General features: G+C 69.8%; 22 protein-coding genes and 1 pseudogene. 20 read left to right on the top strand and 3 right to left on the bottom strand.

Going from position 1 to position 25186, the window contains the following annotated elements; translation table 11 throughout:
- The first annotated feature begins 265 nt into the window (after nt 1-265).
- On the top strand, nt 266-1150 hold the full coding sequence (locus tag JOD54_RS03460) for a putative PEP-binding protein (protein WP_307859814.1): 885 nt from the start codon (nt 266-268) through the stop codon (nt 1148-1150).
- On the opposite strand, the pseudogene JOD54_RS03455 reads toward JOD54_RS03460, so the two are convergent.
- Together JOD54_RS03455 and JOD54_RS03450 are read right to left on the bottom strand one after the other, a co-directional pair.
- Nucleotides 1147-1812: pseudogene (locus tag JOD54_RS03455) on the bottom strand (alpha/beta fold hydrolase); the annotation flags it as partial. The gene JOD54_RS03460 and the pseudogene JOD54_RS03455 overlap by 4 nt on opposite strands.
- Nucleotides 1813-1965: 153 nt before the next feature.
- Nucleotides 1966-2793, bottom strand: coding sequence for an inositol monophosphatase family protein (locus JOD54_RS03450; protein WP_204449140.1), 828 nt, complete (start codon nt 2791-2793; stop codon nt 1966-1968).
- Between the two features lie 177 nt (nt 2794-2970).
- On the opposite strand from JOD54_RS03450, the gene JOD54_RS03445 reads away from it, so the two are divergent.
- The 3 genes from JOD54_RS03445 to JOD54_RS03435 are packed head-to-tail and all read left to right on the top strand — an operon-like array spanning nt 2971 to nt 5924.
- Entirely contained in the window at nt 2971-4086 is a 1116-nt protein-coding gene (locus tag JOD54_RS03445; protein ID WP_204449139.1) for a glycosyltransferase family 4 protein, read from the top strand.
- 3 nt (nt 4087-4089) lie between these two features.
- A complete protein-coding gene (locus tag JOD54_RS03440) occupies nt 4090-5199 on the top strand; it encodes a glycosyltransferase (RefSeq protein WP_204449138.1) in 1110 nt (369 codons plus the stop codon).
- Nucleotides 5200-5234: 35 nt separating this feature from the next.
- A complete protein-coding gene (locus JOD54_RS03435; protein WP_204456052.1) occupies nt 5235-5924 on the top strand; it encodes a demethylmenaquinone methyltransferase in 690 nt (229 codons plus the stop codon).
- On the opposite strand, the gene JOD54_RS03430 is transcribed toward JOD54_RS03435, so the two are convergent.
- Complete coding sequence (locus JOD54_RS03430) at nt 5921-6643, bottom strand: DUF4328 domain-containing protein (protein ID WP_204449137.1); 723 nt, start codon at nt 6641-6643, stop codon at nt 5921-5923. The two genes, JOD54_RS03435 and JOD54_RS03430, sit on opposite strands and share 4 nt — an antisense overlap.
- 114 nt (nt 6644-6757) lie before the next feature.
- Between JOD54_RS03430 and JOD54_RS03425 the strand changes: the two genes are divergently transcribed.
- From JOD54_RS03425 to nuoN, 16 genes are all read left to right on the top strand, one after another.
- Nucleotides 6758-8050 (top strand): geranylgeranyl reductase family protein, encoded by a 1293-nt coding sequence (locus tag JOD54_RS03425; RefSeq protein ID WP_204449136.1) that lies wholly within the window; start codon nt 6758-6760, stop codon nt 8048-8050.
- A gap of 50 nt (nt 8051-8100) precedes the next feature.
- The gene (locus JOD54_RS03420; protein WP_204449135.1) at nt 8101-8679 is read left to right on the top strand and encodes a DUF3800 domain-containing protein; all 579 of its coding nucleotides are present in this window, start codon (nt 8101-8103) and stop codon (nt 8677-8679) included.
- Nucleotides 8680-9388: 709 nt separating this feature from the next.
- Nucleotides 9389-9760, top strand: coding sequence for an NADH-quinone oxidoreductase subunit A (locus tag JOD54_RS03415; RefSeq protein WP_307859813.1), 372 nt, complete (start codon nt 9389-9391; stop codon nt 9758-9760).
- Between the two features lie 16 nt (nt 9761-9776).
- Nucleotides 9777-10328 (top strand): NuoB/complex I 20 kDa subunit family protein, encoded by a 552-nt coding sequence (locus JOD54_RS03410; RefSeq protein ID WP_204449133.1) that lies wholly within the window; start codon nt 9777-9779, stop codon nt 10326-10328.
- Nucleotides 10329-10332: 4 nt separating this feature from the next.
- Nucleotides 10333-11127 (top strand): NADH-quinone oxidoreductase subunit C, encoded by a 795-nt coding sequence (locus JOD54_RS03405; protein WP_204449132.1) that lies wholly within the window; start codon nt 10333-10335, stop codon nt 11125-11127.
- Complete coding sequence (locus tag JOD54_RS03400; RefSeq protein WP_204449131.1) at nt 11124-12449, top strand: NADH-quinone oxidoreductase subunit D; 1326 nt, start codon at nt 11124-11126, stop codon at nt 12447-12449. The genes JOD54_RS03405 and JOD54_RS03400 overlap by 4 nt, the downstream gene beginning before the upstream one ends.
- Nucleotides 12446-13306: an NADH-quinone oxidoreductase subunit NuoE gene (nuoE, locus tag JOD54_RS03395; protein WP_443601188.1), complete on the top strand. Its 861-nt coding sequence runs from the start codon at nt 12446-12448 to the stop codon at nt 13304-13306. Before JOD54_RS03400 ends, nuoE begins: the two co-directional genes overlap by 4 nt.
- On the top strand, nt 13303-14598 hold the full coding sequence (gene nuoF, locus JOD54_RS03390; protein ID WP_204449130.1) for an NADH-quinone oxidoreductase subunit NuoF: 1296 nt from the start codon (nt 13303-13305) through the stop codon (nt 14596-14598). Before nuoE ends, nuoF begins: the two co-directional genes overlap by 4 nt.
- On the top strand, nt 14595-17033 hold the full coding sequence (locus JOD54_RS03385) for an NADH-quinone oxidoreductase subunit G (RefSeq protein ID WP_204449129.1): 2439 nt from the start codon (nt 14595-14597) through the stop codon (nt 17031-17033). Before nuoF ends, JOD54_RS03385 begins: the two co-directional genes overlap by 4 nt.
- Complete coding sequence (gene nuoH, locus JOD54_RS03380) at nt 17030-18349, top strand: NADH-quinone oxidoreductase subunit NuoH (RefSeq protein ID WP_204449128.1); 1320 nt, start codon at nt 17030-17032, stop codon at nt 18347-18349. Before JOD54_RS03385 ends, nuoH begins: the two co-directional genes overlap by 4 nt.
- A complete protein-coding gene (nuoI, locus tag JOD54_RS03375; RefSeq protein ID WP_204449127.1) occupies nt 18346-18873 on the top strand; it encodes an NADH-quinone oxidoreductase subunit NuoI in 528 nt (175 codons plus the stop codon). Before nuoH ends, nuoI begins: the two co-directional genes overlap by 4 nt.
- Nucleotides 18870-19706 carry an NADH-quinone oxidoreductase subunit J gene (locus JOD54_RS03370; protein ID WP_307859812.1) on the top strand — a complete coding sequence of 279 codons (837 nt, stop codon included), beginning with the start codon at nt 18870-18872 and terminating at the stop codon, nt 19704-19706. Before nuoI ends, JOD54_RS03370 begins: the two co-directional genes overlap by 4 nt.
- Complete coding sequence (gene nuoK, locus JOD54_RS03365) at nt 19703-20002, top strand: NADH-quinone oxidoreductase subunit NuoK (RefSeq protein WP_204449126.1); 300 nt, start codon at nt 19703-19705, stop codon at nt 20000-20002. The genes JOD54_RS03370 and nuoK overlap by 4 nt, the downstream gene beginning before the upstream one ends.
- A gap of 24 nt (nt 20003-20026) precedes the next feature.
- Nucleotides 20027-21982 (top strand): NADH-quinone oxidoreductase subunit L, encoded by a 1956-nt coding sequence (nuoL, locus tag JOD54_RS03360; RefSeq protein WP_204456049.1) that lies wholly within the window; start codon nt 20027-20029, stop codon nt 21980-21982.
- Nucleotides 21979-23586: an NADH-quinone oxidoreductase subunit M gene (locus JOD54_RS03355; protein ID WP_204449125.1), complete on the top strand. Its 1608-nt coding sequence runs from the start codon at nt 21979-21981 to the stop codon at nt 23584-23586. Before nuoL ends, JOD54_RS03355 begins: the two co-directional genes overlap by 4 nt.
- Complete coding sequence (gene nuoN, locus JOD54_RS03350) at nt 23586-25163, top strand: NADH-quinone oxidoreductase subunit NuoN (protein WP_204449124.1); 1578 nt, start codon at nt 23586-23588, stop codon at nt 25161-25163. Before JOD54_RS03355 ends, nuoN begins: the two co-directional genes overlap by 1 nt.
- The last annotated feature ends 23 nt before the right edge of the window (nt 25164-25186 follow it).

Raw genomic sequence — 25186 nt, 5'->3', positions numbered from 1 at the left:
GCGGACCGGGCGACTGGGTGACGGAGTGGAGCGGCCCGCTGAGGACAGTGAACCGGACCGCAGTGCCGGTGCTGTTCCTGGCGCCCGCCCAGTAGCCCGCCCCGCGCCGGGCGCAGGTGGCTCGGAGCCCACCGCTCATTCGGTGCGGCATCCGACCGGCCTGCCCCAAGGTGGCGGCCATCGCCTCGCTGCCGGTTCTGCGTCCGTTGTGGGCTCCGCCCGGAACTCCCGGGGCGGAGCCGCTCGCCACGCTGCCGTCCGGCCCGTGCTTGATGTGGGGCCCGGTCGGACCGCCGATGGGTATCGGGTGGAGTTGCTGGCCACCATCGGTGGTCCTGATCCGGTGCACGGCGTGGAGGGGGTCGGGTTGTTGCGCACCGAGTTCCTCTTCCTCGGCCGCTCCCGTCCGCCCACCGTCGAGGAGCAGCGCGTCGCCTATCGCGAGGTCTTGGCTCCGCTGACGGGCCGCAAGGTCGTGGTGCGCACCCTCGACGCCGGGGCGGACGAGCCGATTCCGTATGCCGCGACCGGGTCCGCGTTGGGGGTTCGGGGCATCCGGATCGCCCGTGCCCGGCCCGATCTGCTCCGCGACCAGCTCGAAGCCATCGCCAGGGCGGCGGCTGACACCGGTGCCGTGCCGTGGGTCATGGCGCCCATGATCGCCACGCCCGCGGAGGCCGCCGCTTTCGCCACCGCGGTTCGCGAGCACGGCCTCACCACCGCGGGCGCCATGGTCGAGCTCCCGGCCGCCGCTCTCCGGGCGGCTGACATCGCGTCCGAAGTGGACTTCCTCAGCGTCGGCACCAACGACCTGGCCCAGTACACCTTCGCCGCCGACCGGCACCGGGCCGAGTTGGCTGACCTGCTCGATCCCTGGCAGCCCGCCCTCTTGGACCTCGTCGCGCACGTCGCCGCCGTTCCCACCCACGTGGGTGTCTGCGGTGAAGCCGCCGCGGACCCGTTGCTGGCTCTGGTCCTCACCGGCTTGGGGGTCGACTCGCTTTCGATGCCGCCCGCCAGCCTGCCCGCGGTCCGCACGATCCTCGCCGCGCACACCCTCGCGCAGTGCCAAGAGTTGGCCGCTGCCGTCCGCCGAGCGACCACGCCCACCGAAGCCCGAGCCGCCGCCCGTCGCCTTGTCTTGGACTAAGAGAAGAACCTGACCAATTCCGGTGCCAGCACGGCGATGTCCACGTTGTGGGTCTGGTCGGGCAGCGACACCGCGGTCGCGTGGGGCAAGGTCGCCGCGAGGGAAGCGGCCGCGCCTCGCAAGAACGGGGGGCTGGCGTCGCCGTCCACCACCAGCGTTGGCGTTTGCAGAGCCACGAGGGCGGGGATCGAACCGCGGGCTACGACGCGAGCGTCATAAGAGAGGGTGTGGGCCAGCCCGACCAGGTAGGGCCAAGCCGGGCCTGAGCGCATGGCGTCAATGGCCTCGGGTGGCATACCGGTGGTGGTGAGGAACGCTTCGACGGCCTGCTCTCGGCGGCCGGTGGCGGCCCGGTCGGCTTGGGCGTCGGCGAAGGCCTCGGAGGAGTCCTCATTGAACGGTGGCTCGTAGACAGCCACTCGCGTGATGGGGAGGCCGTGGTGTGCGGCCAGTAGAGCCAAGATGCCGCCAGAGGACATGCCGTAGACGGCGGTGCTGGCGGTGGCTGTGAGTACGGCTGACAAGTCTTCGGTCTCACGCTCGACGGCGTAAGGCGCTGTGTCTCCGCTGTCGCCGCGGCCGCGACGGTCGTAAGAGACCGCAGTCAAACCGGCTTCCGCCAGCAAGGCACCCAAGCCCGCGGTGGAGTTGCGGTCGTTGAAGCCCCGCCCACCAACACCACCGGCGTTCCACTACCGACAGCCTCGTATGCGATGGCCGTGCCGTCCAATGAGCGAGCTGTCTGCATCTTAGGTCTCCCCACGCGTTAGGACAGCCAGCATCCTCCTACTAGTCGGCAGTCCCCGCCTACGGAGTCACACTGCGTCTTGCCACCACGACAGCACTGCCTCGGCGACACCAGGGGCCGCGACCAACAGTCCGTCCACAGGCAGCGGGGCATCGTCACCACGCCGGTCCAGCACCACGGCCCCGGACTCCAAGGCCAACGCGACCGCGCCCGCGACATCCCACTCGTGGTAGCTGTGCAGCACCGCAGCGGCGGCGTGACCAAGGGCGACCTGCGCGACCGCCAGCGCCGCAGAACCGAGCACCCGGACCCCGGCGTGCGCGGCGGAAGCCCGCTCGATGAAGCCGCCCATCCCCGGCCACGGACCGGTGCGGGCCAGTTCGGTGCACACGATCGTGCCCGCCGCCGACGCCCGGTCCAGCAGTTGCACGCGCACCCCGTTCGCCCGCATCCCGCGGCCGCGCGCGGCGGCGTAGATCTGCCCGCGGTACGGGTCGGCGACCACGCCCACCACCGGGCCCTCGGCGTCGACCAGGGCCAGGCTGTAGGCGCACCAGGGGACACCGGCGATGTAGTTCGCGGTGCCGTCGACCGGGTCGACCACCCAGCGGTACTCGGACTCGTCCGAGCCGACGTCGGCACCGAACTCCTCACCCACCACCGGGATGCCCGGGAACTCGGCGGTCAGCACCCGGCGGGTGTGCCGCTCGAGCGTCCGGTCGGTGTCGGTCACCCAGTCGAACGGCGTGTCGAGGACCACCGGACGGGCGCCTCGACCCGCGGTCGCGGTGATCACGTCGGTCGCGTCGTTGGCCAGGCGGCCCGCGATCTCCAAGGCCCGTGACAGCAGCCCAGGCTCCACCGGCTTGCGCGAGCGGGAGGACAAGAGCGTCATGCCAACCTAGAGTGACCACACCGTGTGACCGCCGTGCGTCCGGAACATGAAAAGCCGGGTAGCGCCAGGCCAAGGTTGGTCGTTCCGGCGGTACCCACCGGCTGTTCCGGTGTCGTTCGCCGCGCCGTCACGCGGTCGACCACCCCGACGACGGCGCGGGGTGCGACGGTCGCACCCGTGCGCGTCGCCATCGTGACCGAGAGCTTCCTCCCCCAGGTGAACGGCGTCACCAACTCCGTGCTCAGAGTGCTGGAGCACCTCGACCAGCGCGGGCACCGGGCGATGGTGGTCGCCCCGGGCGCCGGACCGGACCGCCACCTCGGCGTGGACGTCGTCCGGGTCCGCGCGGTGGACCTGCCCGTCATCACCTCCCTGCCCATCGGGCTGCCGTCGCCGAAGATGCTGACCGACCTCGCCGAGTTCGACCCGGACGTCATCCACCTGGCGTCACCGTTCGTGTTGGGCGCGGGCGGGTTGTGGGCGGCCAAGAGGCTCGGCGTGCCGACTGTGGCGGTCTACCAAACCGACGTGGCCGGGTTCGCTGCCTCTTACGGCCTTAGTAGAGGCGCGCGTGCCGCCTGGCGTTGGATCCGCCGGGTGCACTCCGGCGCGGACCGAACCCTGGCGCCCTCTACGGCCGCTGTCGCCGACCTGACCAGACACGGCATCCCGCGGGTGCACCGGTGGGCTCGGGGAGTCGACATCCGCAGGTTCGCGCCTGAGCACGTCGACCGGTCACTGCGAACTCAGCTCGCGCCTAACGGCGAACTGCTGGTCGGGTACGTCGGCAGGCTTGCCCCGGAAAAGCGCGTAGAGCACCTAGCCGCGCTCGACTCGCTGCCCGGGGTGCGCGTAGTGGTCGTCGGGGACGGGCCTGACAACCGGGCGTTGCGTGAGCGCATGCCCAACGCCGCGTTCCTCGGGTTCCGCGACGGCGCCGAGCTCGCTGCCGCCTACGCGAGCCTCGACGTGTTCGTGCACACCGGACCGCACGAGACGTTCTGCCAGGCCGTCCAAGAGGCGATGGCTTCCGGATTGCCCGTGATCGCGCCCAACGCTGGTGGCCCGCGCGACCTCGTCGACCACGGCCGCACCGGGTTCCTGCTCGACCCGGACCAGTTCGCCGCCCAGCTCGTACCCGCCGTCGACAGGCTCACCGACGCTCTCCTGCGACGCCGCATGGGTGCGGCGGGCAGGTCTGCTGTGCTCACTCGCACATGGAGCGCGGTGTGCGAGGAACTCCTCGGCCACTACGACGCGGTCGCGCTGGGAAGAAGGTCGAAGGCCGCGTAAGCCATGCGGATCGTGCAGCTCGCGAACTTCTACGGTCCGCGCTCCGGCGGCCTGCGAACAGCCCTGCACCACCTCGGCGGTGGGTACGTGGCGAGCGGGCACGACGTAGTACTGGTTGTCCCCGGTAGACGCACCGGAGACGAGTGCCTACCGAACGGGGTCCGTCGCATAACGCTGCCCGCGCCACACATCCCCGGTACGGGTGGCTATCGCGCGGTCGACCCCTTACGCGTGGCATCCCTCTTAGCCCGACTACGCCCAGACCGGTTGGAAGTCTCCGACCGGCTCACCCTGCGCGGGATGGGCCGCTGGGCCGCAGGACGGGACATCCCCAGCGTGGTGATCTCGCACGAACGGCTCGACCGCCTACTGGAGCAGTTCCTCCTACCCGGACCGGTTGCCCGTTCTGTCGCTGATGCCGCGAACCGCCGGATGGCCGCCAGCTACGACACCGTCGTGTGCACCACCGCGTTCGCCCGCGCCGAGTTCGACCGCATCGGCGTTAGCAACGTCGCCCGCGTGCCTCTTGGCGTGGACCTGACCGCCTTCACGCCGTCCAACCACGACGTAGCCCTCCGCGCCGAACTAGCCCATGGCGCCGACGCCCTCTTAGTCCACTGCGGTCGGTTATCCCCAGAGAAGCACGTGGACCGAAGCATCGATACCCTCGCCGAACTCCACGCCGCCGGAACCAACGCCAGACTCGTAGTGGCTGGTGACGGCCCTAAGATGGGTTCACTCCGTAGGCGCGCGGCAGGACTGCCGGTGACCTTCCTCGGCTTCCTCTCCGACCGTTCAGACGTGGCCCGGCTACTCGCCAGTGCCGACGTCTCGCTGGCCCCCGGTCCGCACGAGACCTTCGGTCTGGCGGCTTTGGAGGCCCTTGCGTCCGGGACCCCCGTCGTCGTATCCGAGTCCTCGGCGCTACCGGAGATCGTCGGGCCCGACTGCGGTCACGCGGTGTCCGACGACGCCCCCGCGTTCGCGGACGCCGTCGAGGGCCTGCTCTCCGTGCCCGAACCGGACCGCCGCGCGGCCGCCAGGGCCCGCGCCGAGCAGTTCGACTGGCCGAGCTCCGTGCGCGGCATGCTCACCGCGATGAGCCTGGCATGACGCGGCCACCGGGACCCTCGTAGTCTGCGCACATGATGGCTCGCGCCGGTTTGGACAAGGACCCCCGCGACATCGCCGTGATGTTCGACGGGGTCGCCAAGGGGTACGACCGCACCAACACGGTGATGACGATGGGCTTCGACCGCCGCTGGCGCGAGACGACCCGCCAGGTGCTCGACGCGTCGCCGGGGGAGAAGGTCCTCGACCTGGCCGCCGGGACCGCCGTGTCCACCGTCGAGTACGCCCGCTCCGGGGCCTGGTGCGTCGCCGCCGACTTCTCCCTGGAGATGCTGCGCGGCGGGGCCGACCGGGGCGTGCCCAGGGTCGCCGCGGACGCCTTCCACCTGCCGTTCGCCACCGACGCCTTCGACGCGGTCACCGTGTCCTTCGGGCTGCGCAACATGAACGACACCGTCGCCGCCCTCGCCGAGATGCGCCGCGTGGTGCGCCCCGGCGGCCGCCTGGTCATCTGCGAGGTCTCCCAGCCGCCGCTGCGCCCGCTGCGGTGGCTCTACCGCAACACGGTGCTGCGCGGCCTGCCGCTGGTCACCAAGCCGTTCTCGTCCAACAGCGAGGCCTACTCCTACCTGGCCGAATCCATGCGCGACTGGCACGACCAGCGCACCGTGGCCGAGCTCATCGCCAAGGCGGGCTGGCGCGAGGTGGAGTGGCTGAACCTGACCTTCGGCGTGGTCGCACTGCACCGGGCGACCAACCCGGACTAGCGGATCATCTCCCGGTCGTCCTGCCACCGGTCGACCCGGCGCATGAGCACCAGGGCCGCGAGCGCGGTCAGCACCGCCAGGCCGCCGCTGAGCGAGTTCGCGTAGAAGACCGACTCGAAGGTCGCCACCGAGCTGTCCCTGGTGAGCAGGTTCACCGCGAACAGGTCGACCCCGTGCATCACCACGAACAGCGCCCACCAGATCGCGATCAGCTTGCTCGCCGGGACCTTCCGCAGGTCGCCGCCGCGCGCCGGGGTGTCGGGCCTGCTCGCCCGCCACACGTCCCCGAGCACCATCTGCGGCAGCCACAGGTTGCCGATCGGCACGAACCACGCCAGCACCGACCAGCGGATCCGCAGCCGCTGAGGCGCGTCGCAGATCCGCGCCGAGTTGATCCGCGCCCGCCACAGCCACGCGAGGAACGCGATGCCGGACAGCACCACTCCGGCCAGCCAGGCGTAAGAGAGGAGGGTGCTGCGGTCCGCAGCGACCTTCAACTGCTCATCGGTGACCGTGGGTATCGCCGAGAAGACGTCCCTGACCAGCCAATAAGAGCGCCACGCCTGCCATGCGGCCAAGAGGGCGACAGCAGTGGTGGCGAGGATAAGAGCGGAAGCGACGAACCGGGCCGCGCGGGCAGGCCTAGCGTGGGGGAGTTCAGGCGGGAGCTGGACAGCTTTGATGCCTAAGGGCGGGGTGGCCTGGTCTGGATCCGTCATCTCCGGCCTTCCTGCGTCCTGCGCGCCTTCCCCGGTGGATCGCTGATCACAGTCCGGGCGTTTCAGTTGCCTCTAGACTCGACGGGGTACGTGAAGGCTTTCACAAGGAGCGCGATGAGCACGACTGTCGGCCGCCGCAAGGCTGGCGAGGACGCTGAGGTCATCGTGGTCGGCGCCGGTCCTGCCGGGTCGACCGCGGCGACCTACCTGGCCAGGGCCGGGCTCGACGTGCTCCTGCTGGAGAAGAGCAGCTTCCCCAGGGAGAAGGTCTGCGGCGACGGGCTGACCCCGCGCGGCGTCAAGCAGCTCATCGACCTGGGCATCGACACCCGCGAAGAGGCCGGTTGGCTGCACAACCGCGGCCTGCGCGTGGTCGGCGGCGGCGTCACCCTCGAACTGGACTGGCCCGACCTGGCCACCTTCCCCCCGTACGGCGTGGTCCGCCCTAGGCAGGACTTCGACGAGATGCTCGCCCGCACCGCCCAGCGCGCGGGCGCCCGGCTGCTCGAGCAGACCACCGTCACCGGCGCCGTCGTCGAAGGCGGCCGCGTGGTGGGCGTCACCGCGAAGGCGGGCCCGGACAAGACCCCCGTGACCTACCGCGCCCCCCTCGTCCTGGCCTGCGACGGCGTGTCCGCCCGCCTCGCCCTGTCGGTCGGCCTGGAGAAGCTCGACAACCGCCCGATGGGCGTCGCCGTCCGCCGGTACTACGCCTCGCCGCGCAGCAAGGACGACTACCTGGAGTCGCACCTGGAGCTGTGGGACCGCTCCGACCCGGCCAACCCGGTCCTGCTGCCCGGCTACGGCTGGATCTTCGGCATGGGCGACGGCACCGTCAACGTCGGCCTGGGCATCCTGTCCACGTCGAAGGCATTCGGCACCACCGACTACCGCCAGCTCATGCGCTCCTGGCTCGACGGCACCCCCGAGGAGTGGGGCTTCCGCGAACCCAACGCCATCGGCAAGATCGGCGGCGCCGCGCTGCCCATGGGCTTCAACCGCACCCCCCACTACCGCGACGGCCTCCTGCTGGTCGGCGACGCGGGCGGCATGGTCAACCCGTTCAACGGCGAAGGCATCGGCTACGCCATGGAGTCGGCCCGCATCGCCGCCGAAATCGTCGTCCAAGCCCTGGCCCGAGCCGAAGGCCCAGCCCGCGAACGCGCCCTGGAGGGCTACCCCGTAGCCATGCGCCAAGCCCTGGGCAGCTACTACCGCCTCGGCAACATCTTCTCCCGCCTCATCGGCAACCCCACCATCATGGGCATCGCCACCAAACACGGCCTGCCCCGGAAGACCCTGATGAAGCTGGTCCTCAAGCTCCTAGCAGGCCTCTACGACCCCAAAGACGGCGACGCCTACGACCGCATCATCACCACCGCCACCCGCCTGACCCCCAGCGCCTAGCCGCCATGCCTCGATCGGGTGAGGAGTTTTCGGATCCCTAGCCTTGCCCGGTGCTCCCCACCCCCCAAGCCTTCGCCGACGAGTCACACTTCACCGCCGGGCAGAACGGCTCGTACATCATGGGCGCGGTGGTCGTTGCCGACGCCGAGCGCGAAGCGATCCGTGCGGCGATGCTCGGACTTCGTGGGCGCAAGAAGCGCGGCAAGCTCCACTGGCATGACATGAAGCGTGATGCGCGGTTGGATGCCGCTAGGACTCTCGCGGCGGTTAGTGGCAGGCACGTGGTCGTGGTCGGCACGACAGTTGGTGCGGCACAGCAAGAGCGCGGCCGCGCGAAGTGCTTGGAACGCCTCGTGTACGAACTGCACCTTCGTGGTGTGGCGGGACTGTTCATGGAAGGTCGAACGCGGCAGTTGAACGACCGTGACATCCGTGTCGCCATGTGGGCACGGTCCAACCTGCCCAAGGGGGCACAGTTCGCGGTCACCCATCTTCGCGGTGGTGAGGAACCCCTGCTTTGGGCGGCGGACATCCTGGCTGGCGCCGCGCACGCCGCTCTGGCAGGTGCCACTGAACCATGGGATCTGCTCGCCCCCGGTGTGGCCGAGTGCGTCGTCCCGGTCGGGTAGTGATCCGCCTCTAGACATGCGTAAGGCCAGGGTCCCGGTATACCCCGGGGAGCACCTGGCCTTGCGACTCGCCCACCGCCCACGACGGTGAACTCTCGTGACCAGCCTACCAAACGCCGGTCGCCTCCGGAGCTACTCGGAAGGGTGACATGCGCGCGGCCAGGGTCCCGGTCTGCCCCGGGGAGCACCTGGCCCCACGACTCGCCCACCGCCCACGACGGCGGACTCTCGGCGGTCAAGCTAGTGGGCAATCCATCGAATTGCGCGTCCCCGGCCTGGTTTTCACTCGGAAGTGTGGGGAGACCGGTGGCAATGGGCGCGATTGTGCGGCGCGCACCAGAATTCGTTCACGTCAGTTCCCACCCCTGGCCGCTAATTGGTGCTAGCAGGGAGTTAGCGCTGGTCAGCGCGGCGAAAAGGATCATCAAGTGTTCACGGAGAGTTGCCGAGGGGGGTCGGATTCCGGCTGTGAGCAAGGTCCTACACTGGGCCCGCTGCTTGTGAAGCCGTTCACAACGTTGAGCCGAAGTTTGTGAATGTTTTCACAAGCTCGGCGAACCGTGAGTTAGGCCAGCCTAACCGACGGTGGTGTGAGCCAGGGCCCATAGGGTTCCGGCCGAGGACGCGGGAAAGGACGACGAAGGTGCCCACGCTAAGGCCTTTGCTCACGGAGCTTGCCCAGACGCCGGCGGCTCAACCGCCGGACGTCGTGTCCAACTTGGCGGTGTACCTGCCACTGGTGGTCATGTTCGTGCTGGCCGCCGGGTTCGCCGTGTTCTCCGCCCTGCTCGGCCCGCTGCTGGGCCCCAGCCGCTACAACAGGGCCAAGGTGGCCGCCTACGAGTGCGGCATCGAGCCGTCGCCGCAGCCGGTGATCGGCGGGGGTCGGGTCCCGGTCGCCTACTACCTGACCGCCATGCTCTTCATCCTCTTCGACATCGAGATGGTGTTCCTCTACCCGTTCGCGGTGTCGGCTGACGTCCTGGGCATGTTCGGCCTGCTCGAGATCTTCTTGTTCATCGCGACGGTCGGCTTCGCCTACGCCTACGTGTGGCGGCGCGGCGGGCTCGACTGGAACTGAAAGGGGGGCGGACGACATGGGTATCGAGGAGAAGCTGCCGAACGGCATCATGTTGGCCAGCCTGGAGAAGCTGGTGAACTGGGGGCGCAAGAACTCGCTGTGGCCCGCCACGTTCGGCCTGGCCTGCTGCGCCATCGAGATGATGACCACCGGCGGCCCGCGCTACGACATCGCGCGCTTCGGCATGGAGGCCTTCCGCGCCTCGCCCAGGCAGGCCGACCTGATGATCGTGGCCGGTCGGGTGACCAACAAGATGGCCCCGGTGCTGCGCCAGATCTACGACCAGATGGCCGAGCCGCGCTGGGTGCTGGCGATGGGCGTGTGCGCCTCCTCCGGCGGCATGTTCAACAACTACGCCGTCGTGCAGGGCGTGGACCACGTCGTCCCGGTGGACATGTACCTGCCCGGCTGCCCGCCGCGGCCGGAGATGCTGCTCGACGCGATCCTCAAGCTGCACGCCAAGATCGGCGACGAGCCGATCAACGCCACCAGGGCCGCCATCCGCGCGGCCAGCGGTGCCCGCACGGAGCTGATCCCCTCCTCCGTGAAGTTCGCGAAGAAGAAGTGAACTGATGGCTGACAACCCCACCACACCGGAAGCCGACGCGGGCAAGGAGACGGGCGCGGCGCACTCCAGCGCCCAGCAGCCCGCCGAGGGCCTCAACGAGCCCACCGCCGTCGCCGGGCACACCAACGCCCCGGCCGAGCCGGTGCAGGCCGGTCGCACCCGCAAGGGCATGTTCAACGTCGCGGGTACCGGCGACACCTCCGGCTTCGGCGGTCTCGTCCTGCCCGCCTACAGCCCGGCCCCCGCCGAGCGCCCCTACGGCGGCTGGTTCGACGAGTTCGCCGACGACCTCAGCGCGGCCATGGCCGCGCGCGGTGTCCCGGCCGAGGCGATCCAGCAGGTCACCGTCGACCGCGGCGAGATCACGTTCTACGTGGGCCGCGAGCACCTCCTCGAGCTGTGCAGGCTGCTGCGCGACGAGTCGGCGCTGCGGTTCGAGCTGTGCAGCTCGGTGTCCGGTGTGGACTACGGCGTGGACGTCCCGCAGCGGCTGCACTCGGTGTACCACCTGACGTCGATGACCTACCGCCGCCGCATCCGGCTCGAGGTCGCGGTGGACGTCGACGACGCGCACATCCCGTCGGTGGTCGAGGTCTACCCGACCGCGGACTGGCAGGAGCGCGAGGCCTGGGACATGTTCGGCATCGTCTACGACGGCCACCCCGCGCTGACCCGCATCCTCATGCCCGACGACTGGGACGGCCACCCCCAGCGCAAGGACTACCCGCTCGGCGGGATCCCGGTGGAGTACAAGGGCGCGGAGATCCCTCCGCCGGACCAGCGGAGGTCGTACTCGTGACCACCAGCAGCGAGAACATCCAGGACGCGGCCGAGCGGGAGACCACCGAGGGCCGGGTGTACACGGTCACCGGCGGCGACTGGGACACCGTCCTCGAGGACGCGATCCACGACGAGCGCATCGTCATCAACCTGGGCCCGCAGCACCCGTCCACGCACGGCGTGCTGCGGCTGGTGCTCGAGCTCGAGGGCGAGTCGGTCACCCAGGCCCGCAGCGTCATCGGCTACCTGCACACCGGTATCGAGAAGAACTGCGAGTACCGGACCTGGACCCAGGGCGTCACCTTCGTGACCCGCATGGACTACCTGGCGCCGCTGTCCAACGAGGCCGCCTACTGCCTCGCGGTGGAGAAGCTGCTCGGCATCGAGGCGCCGCGCCGGGCGCAGGTCATCCGGGTGCTGCTGCTGGAGCTCAACCGCATCTCCTCGCACCTGGTGGCGCTGGCCACCGGCGGCATGGAGCTGGGCTCGCTGACCGCGATGACGTCGGGGTTCCGCGAGCGCGAGGAAGCGCTGCACGTGCTGGAGTTCATCACCGGCCTGCGGATGAACCACGCGTTCATCCGCCCCGGCGGTGTGGCCCAAGACCTCCCGGACGGGTACGAGGTCAAGGTCAAGGAATTCCTGCAGACGATGAACAAGCGGCTGCCGGACTACGACAAGCTGCTCACCGGTCAGCCGATCTGGCGCAACCGGCTCAAGAACGTCGGCTACCTCCCGGTGGACGCCTGCCTCGCGCTTGGCGTCACCGGCCCGATCCTGCGCTCGGCCGGTCTGCCGTGGGACATGCGCAAGACCGAGCCGTACCTGGGCTACGAGGAGTACGACTTCGAGGTCCCCACCTCCAACGACGCCGACTCCTTCGCCCGCTACCTGCTGCGCGTCGAGGAGATCCACCAGTCGCTGCGGATCATCAACCAGGCGCTCAAGAAGCTCGAGCCGGGCCCGGTGATGGTCGAGGACCAGAAGGTCGCCTGGCCCGCCAAGCTGACCATCGGCCCGGACGGCATGGGCAACTCCCTCGAGCACGTCCGCAAGATCATGGGTCAGTCGATGGAGTCGCTGATCCACCACTTCAAGCTGGTGACCGAGGGCTTCCACGTCCCGGCAGGCCAGGTGTACGTGCCGATCGAGTCCCCGCGCGGCGAGCTGGGCTACCACCTGGTCTCCGACGGCGGCACCCGGCCGCTGCGCGTGCACGTGCGCGACCCAAGCTTCGTGAACCTGCAGTCGATGCCCGCGATGTCCGAGGGCGGCCAGGTCGCCGACGTGATCGCGGCCGTCGCCTCGATCGACCCCGTGATGGGAGGGTGTGACCGTTGAGCAGCACCGGTTCCACGTACGGTGGCTCCAGCGTGGGCGCCGGGGCGACGCACCAGTCGACGGTGGGCGACACCGACGTGCTGGCCGTGTCCCCGGTCGCGGCGGAGCACCTGGTCACCGACATCGCCGAGGACCTGAGCGTCTTCGACGCCAAGACCGTCGAGCGGGCGCAGGCGATCATCGCCCGCTACCCGCAGGCGCGGTCGGCGCTGCTGCCGATGCTGCACCTGGTGCAGTCGGTGGAGGGCCGGGTCAGCCAGGCGGGCATCCAGTTCTGCGCGCTGCAGCTGGACCTGACCGCGGCCGAGGTCAGCGCGGTCGCGACCTTCTACACGATGTACAAGCGCAAGACCTGCGGCGAGCACCTGGTCAGCGTCTGCACCAACACCCTGTGCGCGGTGCTGGGCGGCGACGAGATCTACAAGAAGCTCGGCGAGCACCTCGGTGAGGGTGGCCGCAAGCTCGGCCACAACGAGACCGCGGGGGAGCCGGGCGCGCCCGGCTCGATCACGCTGGAGCACGCCGAGTGCCTGGCCGCCTGCGACCTCGGTCCGGTCATCCAGGTCAACTACGAGTTCTACGACAACCAGACCCCGGAGAAGGCGGTGGCGCTGGTCGACGCGCTGCGCGGGGGCGACAAGCCCGCGCCGACCCGGGGTGCCCCGCTGCGCGACTTCCGCACCGCGGAGCTGGAGCTGGCCGGGTTCTGGCCGGAGGACGAGCCGGGCTACCGGGCCACTGTGGACGGTCCGTCGGCCGCGGTGGAGACCCTGCGCGGGGCGAAGCTGGCCGAGGACCGCGGCTGGACCGCGCCGGTCATGCCGAACCCGCCGCTCCCGGAGGTGGAGAAGAAGTGACGACCCCGGTCAACAAGCCCGCCCCGGTCACCCCCGTGCTGACCAAGCGCTGGCTGTCCCCGAACTCCTGGTCCATCAAGACCTACGAGCAGCTCGAGGGCTACACCGCGCTGCGCAAGGCGCTGGCTGGCACCCCCGAGCAGTTGGTCGAGCTGGTGAAGGCTTCCGGTCTGCGCGGCCGCGGCGGCGCTGGCTTCCCGGCGGGCATCAAGTGGTCGTTCATGCCCCCCAACGAGGACAAGCCGCACTACCTGGTGATCAACGCCGACGAGGGCGAGCCGGGGACCTGCAAGGACATCCCGCTGATGATGGCCGACCCGCACTCGCTGATCGAGGGCTGCGTCATCGCCTCGTACGCGATGCGGTCGCACCACTGCTTCATCTACGTGCGCGGTGAGGCCCTGCACTGCATCCGCAGGCTCAACGCCGCCGTGCGCGAGGCGCACGAGGCGGGCTACCTCGGCAAGGACATCCTGGGCTCCGGGTACGACCTGGAGATCACCGTCCACGCCGGAGCGGGCGCCTACATCTGCGGTGAGGAAACCGCGCTGCTCGACTCGCTGGAGGGCCGCCGCGGCCAGCCGCGGCTCAAGCCGCCGTTCCCCGCCGCCGCGGGCCTCTACGCCGCGCCGACCACGGTGAACAACGTCGAGACCATCGCCAGCGTGCCGTTCATCGTCAACGGCGGCTCCGACTGGTTCCGCACCATGGGCACCGAGAAGTCGCCCGGCCCGAAGATCTACTCGATCTCCGGCCACGTGACCAACCCCGGCCAGTTCGAGGCGCCGCTGGGCACCACGCTGCGCGAGCTGCTGGAGCTCGCCGGTGGCATGAAGGACGGCATCCCGCTCAAGTTCTGGACCCCGGGCGGGTCGTCCACGCCGATGTTCACCGCCGAGCACCTCGACGTCCCGCTGGACTTCGAGGGCGCGGCCGCGGCTGGCTCGATGCTGGGCACCACCGCGGTGATGGTCTTCAACGAGACCGTGTCGGTGCCGTGGGCGGTCATGAAGTGGACCCAGTTCTACGAGCACGAGTCCTGCGGCAAGTGCACCCCGTGCCGCGAGGGCACCTACTGGCTCACCGGCATCCTGGAGCGGATGGTCGACGGCAAGGGCACCGAGTCCGACATCGACACCCTGCTCGACATCTGCGACAACATCCTGGGCCGCTCGTTCTGCGCGCTCGGTGACGGCGCGGTCAGCCCGATCACCAGCGGCATCAAGTACTTCAAGGACGAGTTCCTGGCCCTGTGCGACAAGAACAAGGCCCTGGTTGGAGCGCAGTCATGACCATCGCGCCGGAGAACCCCACCACGACCAAGCCGGTGCCCGAGGGCCACGTGCGGCTGCTCGTCGACGGCCACGAGGTGGACGCCCCCAAGGGTGAGCTGGTCATCCGTACCGCGGAGCGGCTCGGCATCCAGATCCCGCGGTTCTGCGACCACCCGCTGCTCGAACCGGCCGGGGCCTGCCGCCAGTGCCTGGTCGAGGTCGAGATGGGCGGGCGCCCGATGCCCAAGCCCCAGGCCTCCTGCACCATCACCGTCGCCGACGGCATGGTGGTCAAGACCCAGCTGACCTCGCCGGTCGCCGACAAGGCGCAGCAGGGTGTGATGGAGCTGCTGCTCATCAACCACCCGCTGGACTGCCCGATCTGCGACAAGGGCGGCGAGTGCCCGCTGCAGAACCAGGCCATGGCGCACGGGCGCACCGAGTCCCGCTTCGTCGAGACCAAGCGCACCTTCGCCAAGCCGATCCCGGTGTCCACCCAGGTCCTGCTGGACCGGGAGCGCTGCGTGCTCTGCCAGCGCTGCACCCGGTTCTCCGCGCAGATCGCCGGTGACCCGTTCATCGAGCTGCTCGAGCGCGGCGCCCAGCAGCAGATCGGCATCGCCGAGGAGAAGCCCTTCCAGAGCTACTTCTCCGGCAACACCATCCAGATCTGCCCGGTGGGCGCGCTCACCAGCGCCGCGTACCGCTTCCGGTCCCGCCCGTTCGACCTGGTGTCCACCCCGAGCGTGTGCGAGCACTGCTCGTCGGGTTGCGCGGAGCGCACCGACTGGCGGCGCGGCAAGGTCATGCGCAAGCTCGCTGGCGACGATCCCGAGGTCAACGAGGAGTGGATCTGCGACCGCGGCCGGTTCGCCTTCCGCTACGCGACCCTCGGCGACCGGATCACCCGGCCGCTGGTGCGCGACGCGGGCACCGGTGAGCTGGTCGAGTCCAGCTGGACCGAGGCGCTGCAGCTGGCCGCGGCGGGTCTGATCAAGGCCCGCGACGGCAAGGGCGTCGGGGTGCTCGCGGGCGGTCGGCTGACCGTCGAGGACGCCTACGCCTACGCCAAGTTCGCCCGGATCGCGTTGCGCACCAACGACATCGACTTCCGGGCCCGGCCGCACTCGGCCGAGGAGCTGGACTTCCTGGCCGCCACCGTGGTCGGCACCACCCCGGCGACCGGGGTGACCTTCACCGGCATCGAGCAGGCACCGGCCACGTTGCTGGTCGCCCTCGACCCGGAGGAGGAGGCCCCGATCGTGTTCCTGCGGCTGCGCAAGGCGGCCCGCAAGAACCGGACGAAGGTCTTCCACCTCGGCCAGTGGACGACGCCCAGCGTCACCAAGACCAACGGCACGCTGCTGGCCTGTGTTCCCGGCAGCGAGCCCGCCGCGCTCGACAGCCTCGCCGCGCACGCCCCGGACGTCACCGAGGCACTGGGTGCCGCGGGGTCGGTCATCCTGGTCGGCGAGCGCGCCGCCCAGGTGCCCGGGCTGCTCAGCGCGGTGCTGCGGCTGGCCGGGTCGACCGGCGCCAAGGTCGCCTGGATCCCGCGCCGGGCCGGTGAGCGCGGTGCGCTCGACGCCGGTGCGGCGCCGACCCTGCTGCCCGGTGGCCGCCTGGTCGCCGACGCCGCTTCCCGTGCCGCGGTCGAGCAGACCTGGGGCCTGGCCGAGGGATCGCTGCCCGCGACCCCCGGCCGCGACACCGACGCGATCCTCACCGCCGCCGACAACCACAAGCTCGACGGCCTGGTCATCGGCGGGGTCGACCCGTACGACCTGGCCGACCCGGAGCTGGCGCTGCGGGCGATCGCCGAGGCCGGGTTCGTGGTGAGCCTGGAACTGCGGCACAGCGCGGCCACCGCGCTCGCCGACGTGGTGCTGCCGATCGCCCCCGCGGTGGAGAAGTCCGGCAGCTACCTCAACTGGGAGGGCCGCCGCCGCGAGTTCGGCAACACCCTCGAGGGCACCGGCGCGCTGCCCGACAGCCGGGTGCTCGACTCGCTGGCCGTGGAGATGGACGTCGACCTGTTCACCCAGACCCCGGCCGCCAGCGCGGCCGACCTGGCCAGGCTCGGCTCCGTCGCCGCCTCCGCCGCCGCGCCCGACGTGGCGCCCGCCCCGGCCACCCCCGGTACCGGGCAGGCCGTGCTGGCCAGCTGGCGGCAGCTGCTCGACCTCGGGTCCGGGCAGGACGGTGAGCCGAACCTGGCTGGCACCGCGCGCCCGGTCTACGCCCGGCTCTCGCTCAAGACGGCGACCGACCTCGGCGTGGCCACGACCGCGACGGTCGCCACCGACCGCGGCTCGGTGACCGTGCCGGTCCAGATCGCCGACCTGCCCGACGGCGTGGTCTGGCTGCCGGGCAACTCGGCTGGCTCGACCGTGCGCAGGACCCTCGGGGCCGGTCACGGCGCCGTGGTGACGGTGACTGGAGGCAATTCATGACCAGGGCCCAACTCCTGGCCGACGACCCGATCTGGCTGATCCTGATCAAGGCGGTGGCGCTGCTGCTGCTCGGCGCGCTGGCGACCATGGCGATGATCATCCTGGAGCGCAAGATCGTCGCCAGGATGCAGCACCGCCCCGGCCCCAACCGGGTCGGCCCCAACGGCTGGTTCCAGTCCATCGCCGACGCGATCAAGCTCCCGTTCAAGGAGCAGATCATCCCGGACACCGCGGACAGGAAGGTCTACTTCCTGGCCCCGATCATGTCCACCATCCCGGCGTTCCTGGCCTTCTCGGTGATCCCGTTCGGCCCGGAGGTCTCGATCTTCGGTGAGCGCACCGTGCTGCAGCTGGTCGACCTGCCGGTCGGCGTGCTGGTGGTGCTGGCCTGCTCGTCGATGGGCGTCTACGGCATCGTGCTCGCGGGCTGGGCCTCCGGCTCGCCGTACCCGCTGCTCGGTGGTCTGCGCTCGGCGGCGCAGGTGATCTCCTACGAGATCGCGATGGGACTGTCCATCGTGGCCGTCATCCTCTACTCCGGCTCGCTGTCCACCGGCGACATCGTCGACAAACAAGCCAGCGGTTGGTACTTCTACCTGCTGATCCCCAGCTTCCTCATCTACTTCGTGTCGATGATCGGGGAGACCAACCGGGCGCCGTTCGACCTGCCGGAGGCCGAGTCCGAGCTCGTCGGCGGCTTCCACACCGAGTACAGCTCGATGAAGTTCGCGCTGTTCTTCCTCGCCGAGTACGTCAACATGGTGATCGTCTCGGCGTTCTGCACCACGCTGTTCCTCGGCGGGTACATGGCGCCGTGGCCGATCTCGCTGATCGACGCGAACTACTTCAACACCGGCTGGTGGCCGCTGCTGTGGTTCTTCGGCAAGACGTGGCTGTTCCTGTTCGTCTTCATCTGGCTGCGCGGCACGCTGCCGCGGTTGCGCTACGACCAGTTCATGCGGCTCGGCTGGAAGATCCTGGTTCCCGCCAACCTGGTGTGGATCGTGCTGGTGGTGGCGCTGCGCGCGTTCCGCAACCAGAACGAGATCCCGACCAGCACCATCCTGATCACCGGCGGCATCGTGCTGGTGGTGCTCATCGGCGTGGTCTTCCTGCTGCCGGAGCGGGCACCGCGCACCGACGGCCAGGCCGTTCCGGTCACCGGCGGCGGGTACCCGGTGCCGCCGCTGGACCTCAAGGTCCCGAACAAGGCCGACCTCAAGCCGAAGGTCCGCCGCAGGCGGGAGAAGGCCGCGGTCGGCGCTGGCGTCAGCTCGGACGCGGGCAGCGGCGCGCAGAAGGAGACTGAGCAGTGAGCATCTTCGACCCCCTGAAGGGCTTCGGGGTCACCTTCTCGACGATGTTCAAGAAGGTCGTCACCGAGGAGTACCCGGAGAACTTCCCCGGCACCGCGCCGCGCTACCACGGCCGCCACCAGCTCAACCGGCACCCGGACGGGCTGGAGAAGTGCGTCGGCTGCGAGCTGTGCGCCTGGGCCTGCCCGGCCGACGCGATCTTCGTCGAGGGCGGCGACAACACCGACGAGGACCGCTACTCCCCCGGTGAGCGCTACGGCGCCGACTACCAGATCAACTACCTGCGCTGCATCGGCTGCGGCCTGTGCATCGAGGCCTGCCCGACCCGGTCGCTGACCATGCTCAACGACTTCGAGCTCGCCGACGACGACCGGCAGCGGCTGATCTACACCAAGGAGCAGCTGCTCGCGCCGCTGCTGCCGGGCATGGAGCAGCCGCCGCACCCGATGCGCCTCGGTGACAACGAGCAGGACTACTACGTCAACGGCCCGCAGCTGGCCCGCAACGCGGAGGCGGCCAAGTGAGCGCACTGCTGCTGGCCCAGGAGGCGGCCACGCACGTCACCACCGGTGAGGCGATCTCGTTCTGGGTGCTCGGCCCGCTCGCGCTCGCCGGTGGCCTCGGCATGATCTTCGCCCGCAACGCCGTGCACTCGGCGCTGTTCCTGGTGCTGACCATGCTCAGCCTCGGCGTGATGTACATGGTCCAGCAGGGCCCGTTCCTCGGGTTCGTGCAGATCATCGTCTACACCGGCGCGATCATGATGCTGTTCCTGTTCGTGCTGATGCTCGTCGGCCGCGACTCCTCGGACTCGGTGGTCGAGGTGCTGCGCGGGCAGCGGATGTGGGCCACCGTGCTCGGCGTCGGCCTCGCGGTGCTCATCGTGGCCGCGGTGGCCCGCGCGCTCACCGAGGTCCGGCCGCTGGGCCTGGCCGGTGAGCAGGCCAACGGCGGTGACGGCAACGTCGCCAACATCGGCCTGAAGCTGTTCACCGACTACGTCTTCCCGTTCGAGCTGACCTCGGCGCTGCTGATCGTCGCGGCCGTCGGCGCGATGGTGCTCGGCTACGTCGACCGGCACGTGCGCGGCCGCAAGACGCAGAAGGAACTGGTCGAGGCCCGCTTCCGCGGTGAGCACGACCGCCCGTCGCCGCTGCCCGGCCCCGGCGTGTTCGCCACCTCCAACTCGGTGGCCACCCCGGCGCTGCTGCCCGACGGTTCGGTGGCCGAGGAGTCGCTGTCGCGGCTCATCGACGCCACCGCGTCGGAGAAGCTCGACCAGGAGCGCAAGGCGGTCGCAGGCGCCCTGCCCGGCCCCGACGCCCGCGCGCTCGCCCCAGGCAAGGAGGAGTCGTGACCCCGACGTACTACCTGCTGCTGTCCGCGCTGCTGTTCACCATCGGCGCCGTCGGCGTGCTGGTGCGCCGCAACGCCATCGTGGTGTTCATGTGCATCGAGCTGATGCTCAACGCGGTGAACCTGTCGCTGGTGACGTTCTCGCGGATCAACGGCAGCCTCGACGGCCAGATCATGGCGTTCTTCGTCATGGTGGTCGCCGCTGCCGAGGTCGTGGTCGGTCTGGCCATCATCATGTCGATCTTCCGGACCCGCCGGACCGCGTCGGTCGACGACTCCAACCTGCTGAAGTACTAAGGGGAACCTCCGGTGACGGGAACCATCAACCTCGCGGGCACCCTCGCGGACGGGGCACAGCAGGCATCCGGGGTCGCCAACCTGGCCTGGCTGCTGCTCGTGCTGCCCGCCGCCGGTGCCGCTGTGCTGCTCATCGGCGGCAAGCGCACCGACAAGTGGGGACACCTGCTCGGTAGCGCCACGGTCATCGGCGCGTTCGGCTACGGCCTGCTGCTGTTCTTCGACACCACCTCGTTGGCTGCCGACGACCGCACGCGCAACCTGCACCTGTTCGACTGGATCTCGGTCAACAGCCTCAGCGTGGACCTGGGACTGCGGCTGGACCCGCTGTCGCTGACCTTCGTGCTGCTGATCACCGGTGTCGGGTCGCTGATCCACATCTACTCGATCGGCTACATGTCCGACGACCGGGACCGGCGGCGGTTCTTCGCCTACCTGAACCTGTTCGTCTCCGCGATGCTGCTGCTGGTGCTGGGCAACAGCTTCGTGACCCTGTACTTCGGCTGGGAGGGCGTCGGTCTTGCCTCCTACCTGCTGATCGGCTGGTACCAGGGCAAGGACTTCGCGGCCACGGCGGCGAAGAAGGCGTTCCTGATGAACCGGGTCGGCGACGTCGGCCTGGCGCTGGCGATCTTCCTGATGTTCAAGCACATGGGCAGCACCTCCTACGACGTGGTGTTCGCCGAGATCGGCAACCAGTCCACCGGCGTCGTGGTGGCCATCGGCATCCTGCTGCTGCTGGGCGCCTGCGGTAAGTCCGGCCAGTTCCCGCTGCAGGCCTGGCTCCCGGACGCCATGGCGGGCCCGACCCCGGTGTCGGCGCTGATCCACGCGGCGACGATGGTGACCGCGGGCGTGTACCTGATCGCCCGCTCCAGCCCGCTGTACTCGCTGCCGCAGGCCGAGGACGCGCGGTTCGTCGTGATGATCATCGGTGCGATCACGCTGCTGATCGGCTGCGTGATCGGCTGCGCCTACGACGACTTCAAGAAGGTGCTGGCCTACTCCACGGTCAGCCAGATCGGGTACATGATCCTGGCCGTCGGCCTCGGCCCGGCCGGGTACGCGCTGGGCATCCTGCACCTGCTCACCCACGGCTTCTTCAAGGCGGGGCTGTTCCTCGGCGCCGGTTCGGTGATGCACGGGATGAACGACGAGGGCGACATCCGCCGCCTCGGCGGGCTGGCCAAGAAGATGCCGATCACCTTCATCACCTGGACGCTGGGCTACCTCGCGCTGATCGGCTTCCCGTTCCTGTCCGGCTACTTCTCCAAGGACGCCATCATCAGCGCCGCGTTCAGCGCCGGTGGCAGCCGCGGCTGGGTCTTCGGCGGCATCGCGCTCTTCGGCGCCGGGCTGACCGCGTTCTACATGACCCGCCTGCTGATCCTGGTGTTCCTGGGCAAGGCCCGGTGGACCAACCTCAAGTCCGAGGACGGTCGGGCCTACCACCCGCACGAGTCCGGCTGGACCATGACGCTGCCGATGATCGTCCTGGCGGTCGGCTCGGTCGGCGCGGGCGCGGTGCTGTCCGGGATGCTGCCCGGCTGGCTGGAGCCCTCGGTCGGCGAACTCGCCGAGGTGCACGGTCCGCTGTCGCACACCGCGGTCTCGATCCTGACCGTCGGCATCTCCGCGATCGGCGCGGCCATCGCGTTCGCCATCTTCGGTCGCCGCGAGCAGCCGGTCACCCGGCCGCAGCGGGTGTCGTGGCCGGTGCGCGCCGCCCGGGCCGACCTCTACGGCAACCACCTCAACGAGGCGCTGTTCGCCCGCCCCGGCGTCTGGCTCACCAGGTTCCTGGTGTTCGTCGACAACCGCGGCGTCGACGGCGTGGTCAACGGCATCGCGGCGGGCCTGGGCGGTAGCTCCGGCCGACTGCGCAGGCTGCAGACCGGCTTCGTCCGCTCGTACGCGCTGTCCATGCTCGGCGGGTCGATCCTGGTGATCGCCGCACTGCTGATGGTGAGGTTCGCATGATCACCCCATCCTCGACCGGGAACTGGCTGCTGGCGGCGTTGCTGCTGCTGCCGCTGGTCGGCGCCGCCGTCGTGGTCGCCCTGCGCGGCAACGACCGGGTCGCCAAGCTGGCGGCGCTGGCGTTCTCCCTCGTCGAGTTCGTCATCGGGATCGTGGCCTGGGTCCAGTTCGAGCCGGGCGGCGCCCGGCTCCAGCAGGGCTTCTCGCTGGACTGGATCCCGTCCTTCGGCGTGCACATCTCCTTCGCCGTCGACGGCATCGCGCTGGTGATGATCGCGGTCATCGGCCTGCTGGTGCCGCTGGTGATCGGCGCCGGCTGGGCGGACAAGGTGCCGGAGGGTCGCACCAAGGGCGGCTTCTTCGCGCTGATCCTGCTGGAGCAGGCGCTGACCGTCGGGGTGTTCGCCGCGACCGACGTGTTCCTGTTCTACGTGCTGTTCGAGATCATGCTGATCCCGATGTACTTCCTGATCGGCTCCTACGGCGGGGCGCGCAGGCAGTACGCGGCGGTCAAGTTCTTCCTGTACTCCTTCCTCGGCGGCCTGATCATGCTGGCCTCGGTCATCGGCTGCTACGTGCTGGCTGGCGAGGAACTGGGCAAGAGCACCTTCGACTGGTCCGAGCTGACCTCGGTGGTGAGCAAGGCGCCGCTGGAGACGCAGATCTGGCTGTTCCTCGGCTTCTTCATCGCCTTCGCGGTGAAGGCGCCGCTGGTGCCGCTGCACACCTGGCTGCCCGACGCCACCGCCGAGGCGCCGATCGGTGTCGCGGTGCTGCTGGTCGGCATCCTCGACAAGGTCGGCACCTTCGGCTTCCTGCGCTACCTGCTGCCGATGTTCCCGTTGGCCAGCAAGGAACTCGCGCCGCTGGTGCTGGTGCTGGCCGTGGTCGGGGTGATCTACGGGTCGATGCTGGCCACCGGCCAGCGGGACATGAAGCGGTTCCTGGCCTACGTGTCGATCGCCCACTTCGGCTTCATCGCGCTGGGCATCTTCGCGTTCAGCTCGCAGGCGATGGTCGGCTCGGTGACCTACATGGTCAACCACAGCATCGCCACCGGCATGCTGATCCTGGTCGTCGGCATGGTGATCGCCAGGGGCGGCTCCACCAGGGTCGCCGACTACGGCGGCATGGCCAAGCTGACCCCGGTGCTGGCGGCCATGCTGCTCATCGCCGGGCTCAGCTCGATGTCGTTGCCGGGCACGAACTCCTTCATCAGCGAGTTCCTGGTGCTCATCGGGTCGTTCCCCAACGCCCCGGTCTACACGATCATCGCCACCGTCGGCATGGTGCTCGCCGCGCTCTACGTGCTCTGGCTCTACCAGCGGATCATGCAGGGCCCGCTGCGCGGCACCGCGCTGGTCGGCGCCGCTGGCGGGCCGGGCACCATGATCGACCCCGAGATCGGCGCCAAGCGGGCCATCGCCGACCTCAACGGGCGGGAGAAGCTGGTGCTGGCACCGCTGGTCCTGCTGATCGTCGGCCTCGGGCTCTACCCGAAGCCCGTGCTCGACGTCGTGACCCCGACCGTGGACGCCACGATGTGCCAGGCGGCCCTGGTCGACCCGGTCCAGTCCGGAGAGAGGCAGTTGCAGTGTCGGTGATGTCCTCCGTGCTCCTGCTCGCGCAGGAGCCACCAGCGCCGCCCAAGGTCGAGGCGCCCCCGGTGTCGGCGATCTGGCCGATCCTGATCGTGCTCGGCGCGGCCTGCCTCAGCGTGCTGTTCGAGGCGCTGCTGCCCAAGCACCTGCGCTGGCCCGCCCAGGTCGCCCTGTCGCTGCTGACCATCGCGGCCGCGGGGATCAAGCTGGTCACCTACGTGGCCGACGCGCCTGCCGCTGGCGAGACCGCGATGTTCGGCACGCTCGCCGTCGACCGGCCCGCGCTGTTCCTGTGGGGCACGCTGCTGGCGCTCTCGCTCGGCGCGGTGTTGCTGATCGCCGACCGCTCGGTGGAACCGGGCGGCGCGTTCGTGGCCAGCGCGGCGATCCGGCCGGGCACCATCCAGGACCGCGCCCAGGTGGCCTCCACCGGGATGCAGACCGAGGTCTTCCCGCTGACGCTGTTCGCGCTCGGCGGCATGATGGTCTTCTGCTCGGCCAACGACCTGCTGACCATGTTCGTGGCGCTGGAAGTGCTGTCGCTGCCGCTGTACCTGATGTGCGGCCTCGCCCGCCGCCGCCGCCTGCTCTCGCAGGAAGCGGCGGTCAAGTACTTCCTGCTCGGCGCGTTCGCCTCGGCGTTCTTCCTCTACGGCGTCGCGCTGCTCTACGGCTACGCGGGTTCGGTGCGGCTCTCCGACATCGCCGAGGCCGCGGCGGGCAGCGACCGCTCCGACACGCTGCTGTTCGCGGGCATGGGCCTGCTGGTGGTCGGCCTGCTGTTCAAGGCGGCCGTCGGTCCGTTCCACACCTGGACCCCGGACGTCTACCAGGGCGCGCCCACCCCGGTCACCGCGTTCATGGCCGCCTGCACCAAGGTCGCCGCGTTCGGCGGGATCCTGCGCGTGCTGCAGGTCGCGCTGGAGTCGACCCAGTGGGAGTGGCGCGGGGTGCTCTGGGGCGTCGCGATCGTCTCCATGGTCATCGGCGCCGTGCTCGGCCTCACCCAGACCGACGTCAAGCGGATGATCGCCTACTCCTCGGTGGCGCACGCGGGCTTCCTGCTCATCGGCTCCATCGCGCTGACCGAGAAGGGCCTGTCGAGCACCCTGTTCTACCTGCTGACCTACGGCTTCACCACGATCGCCACCTTCGGCGTGATCAGCCTGGTCCGCGACTCCTCCGGCGAGGCGACGCACCTGTCGCAGTGGGCCGGGTTGGCCAAGCGCTCGCCGCTGCTGGCCGGGGTGTTCACCTTCCTGCTGCTCGCGCTCGCCGGTATCCCGCTCACCAGCGGGTTCGTCGGCAAGTTCGTGGTGTTCGAGGCCGCGCTTGCCGACGGCATGGCGCCGCTGGTCGTCGTCGCGCTGATCGCCTCGGCGGTCGCGGCGTTCTTCTACCTGCGGGTGATCGTGCTGATGTACTTCAGCGAACCGGCCGCCGACGGCCCCACGGTCACCGTGCCCGGCGCGTTCACCACGGCGGCGATCACCCTCGGCGTCATCGTCACGCTGCTGCTGGGCGTCGCCCCGGCCTTCGCGCTGGACTGGGCTTCCAGCGGCGTGTTCGCCATCCGGTAACCCAAGATCGGTTGTCCCCCTTG

This window comes from Actinokineospora baliensis, from assembly GCF_016907695.1.
Taxonomy (GTDB): Bacteria; Actinomycetota; Actinomycetes; order Mycobacteriales; family Pseudonocardiaceae; genus Actinokineospora; species Actinokineospora baliensis.
This window is presented reverse-complemented; position numbering and strand designations above follow the sequence as displayed.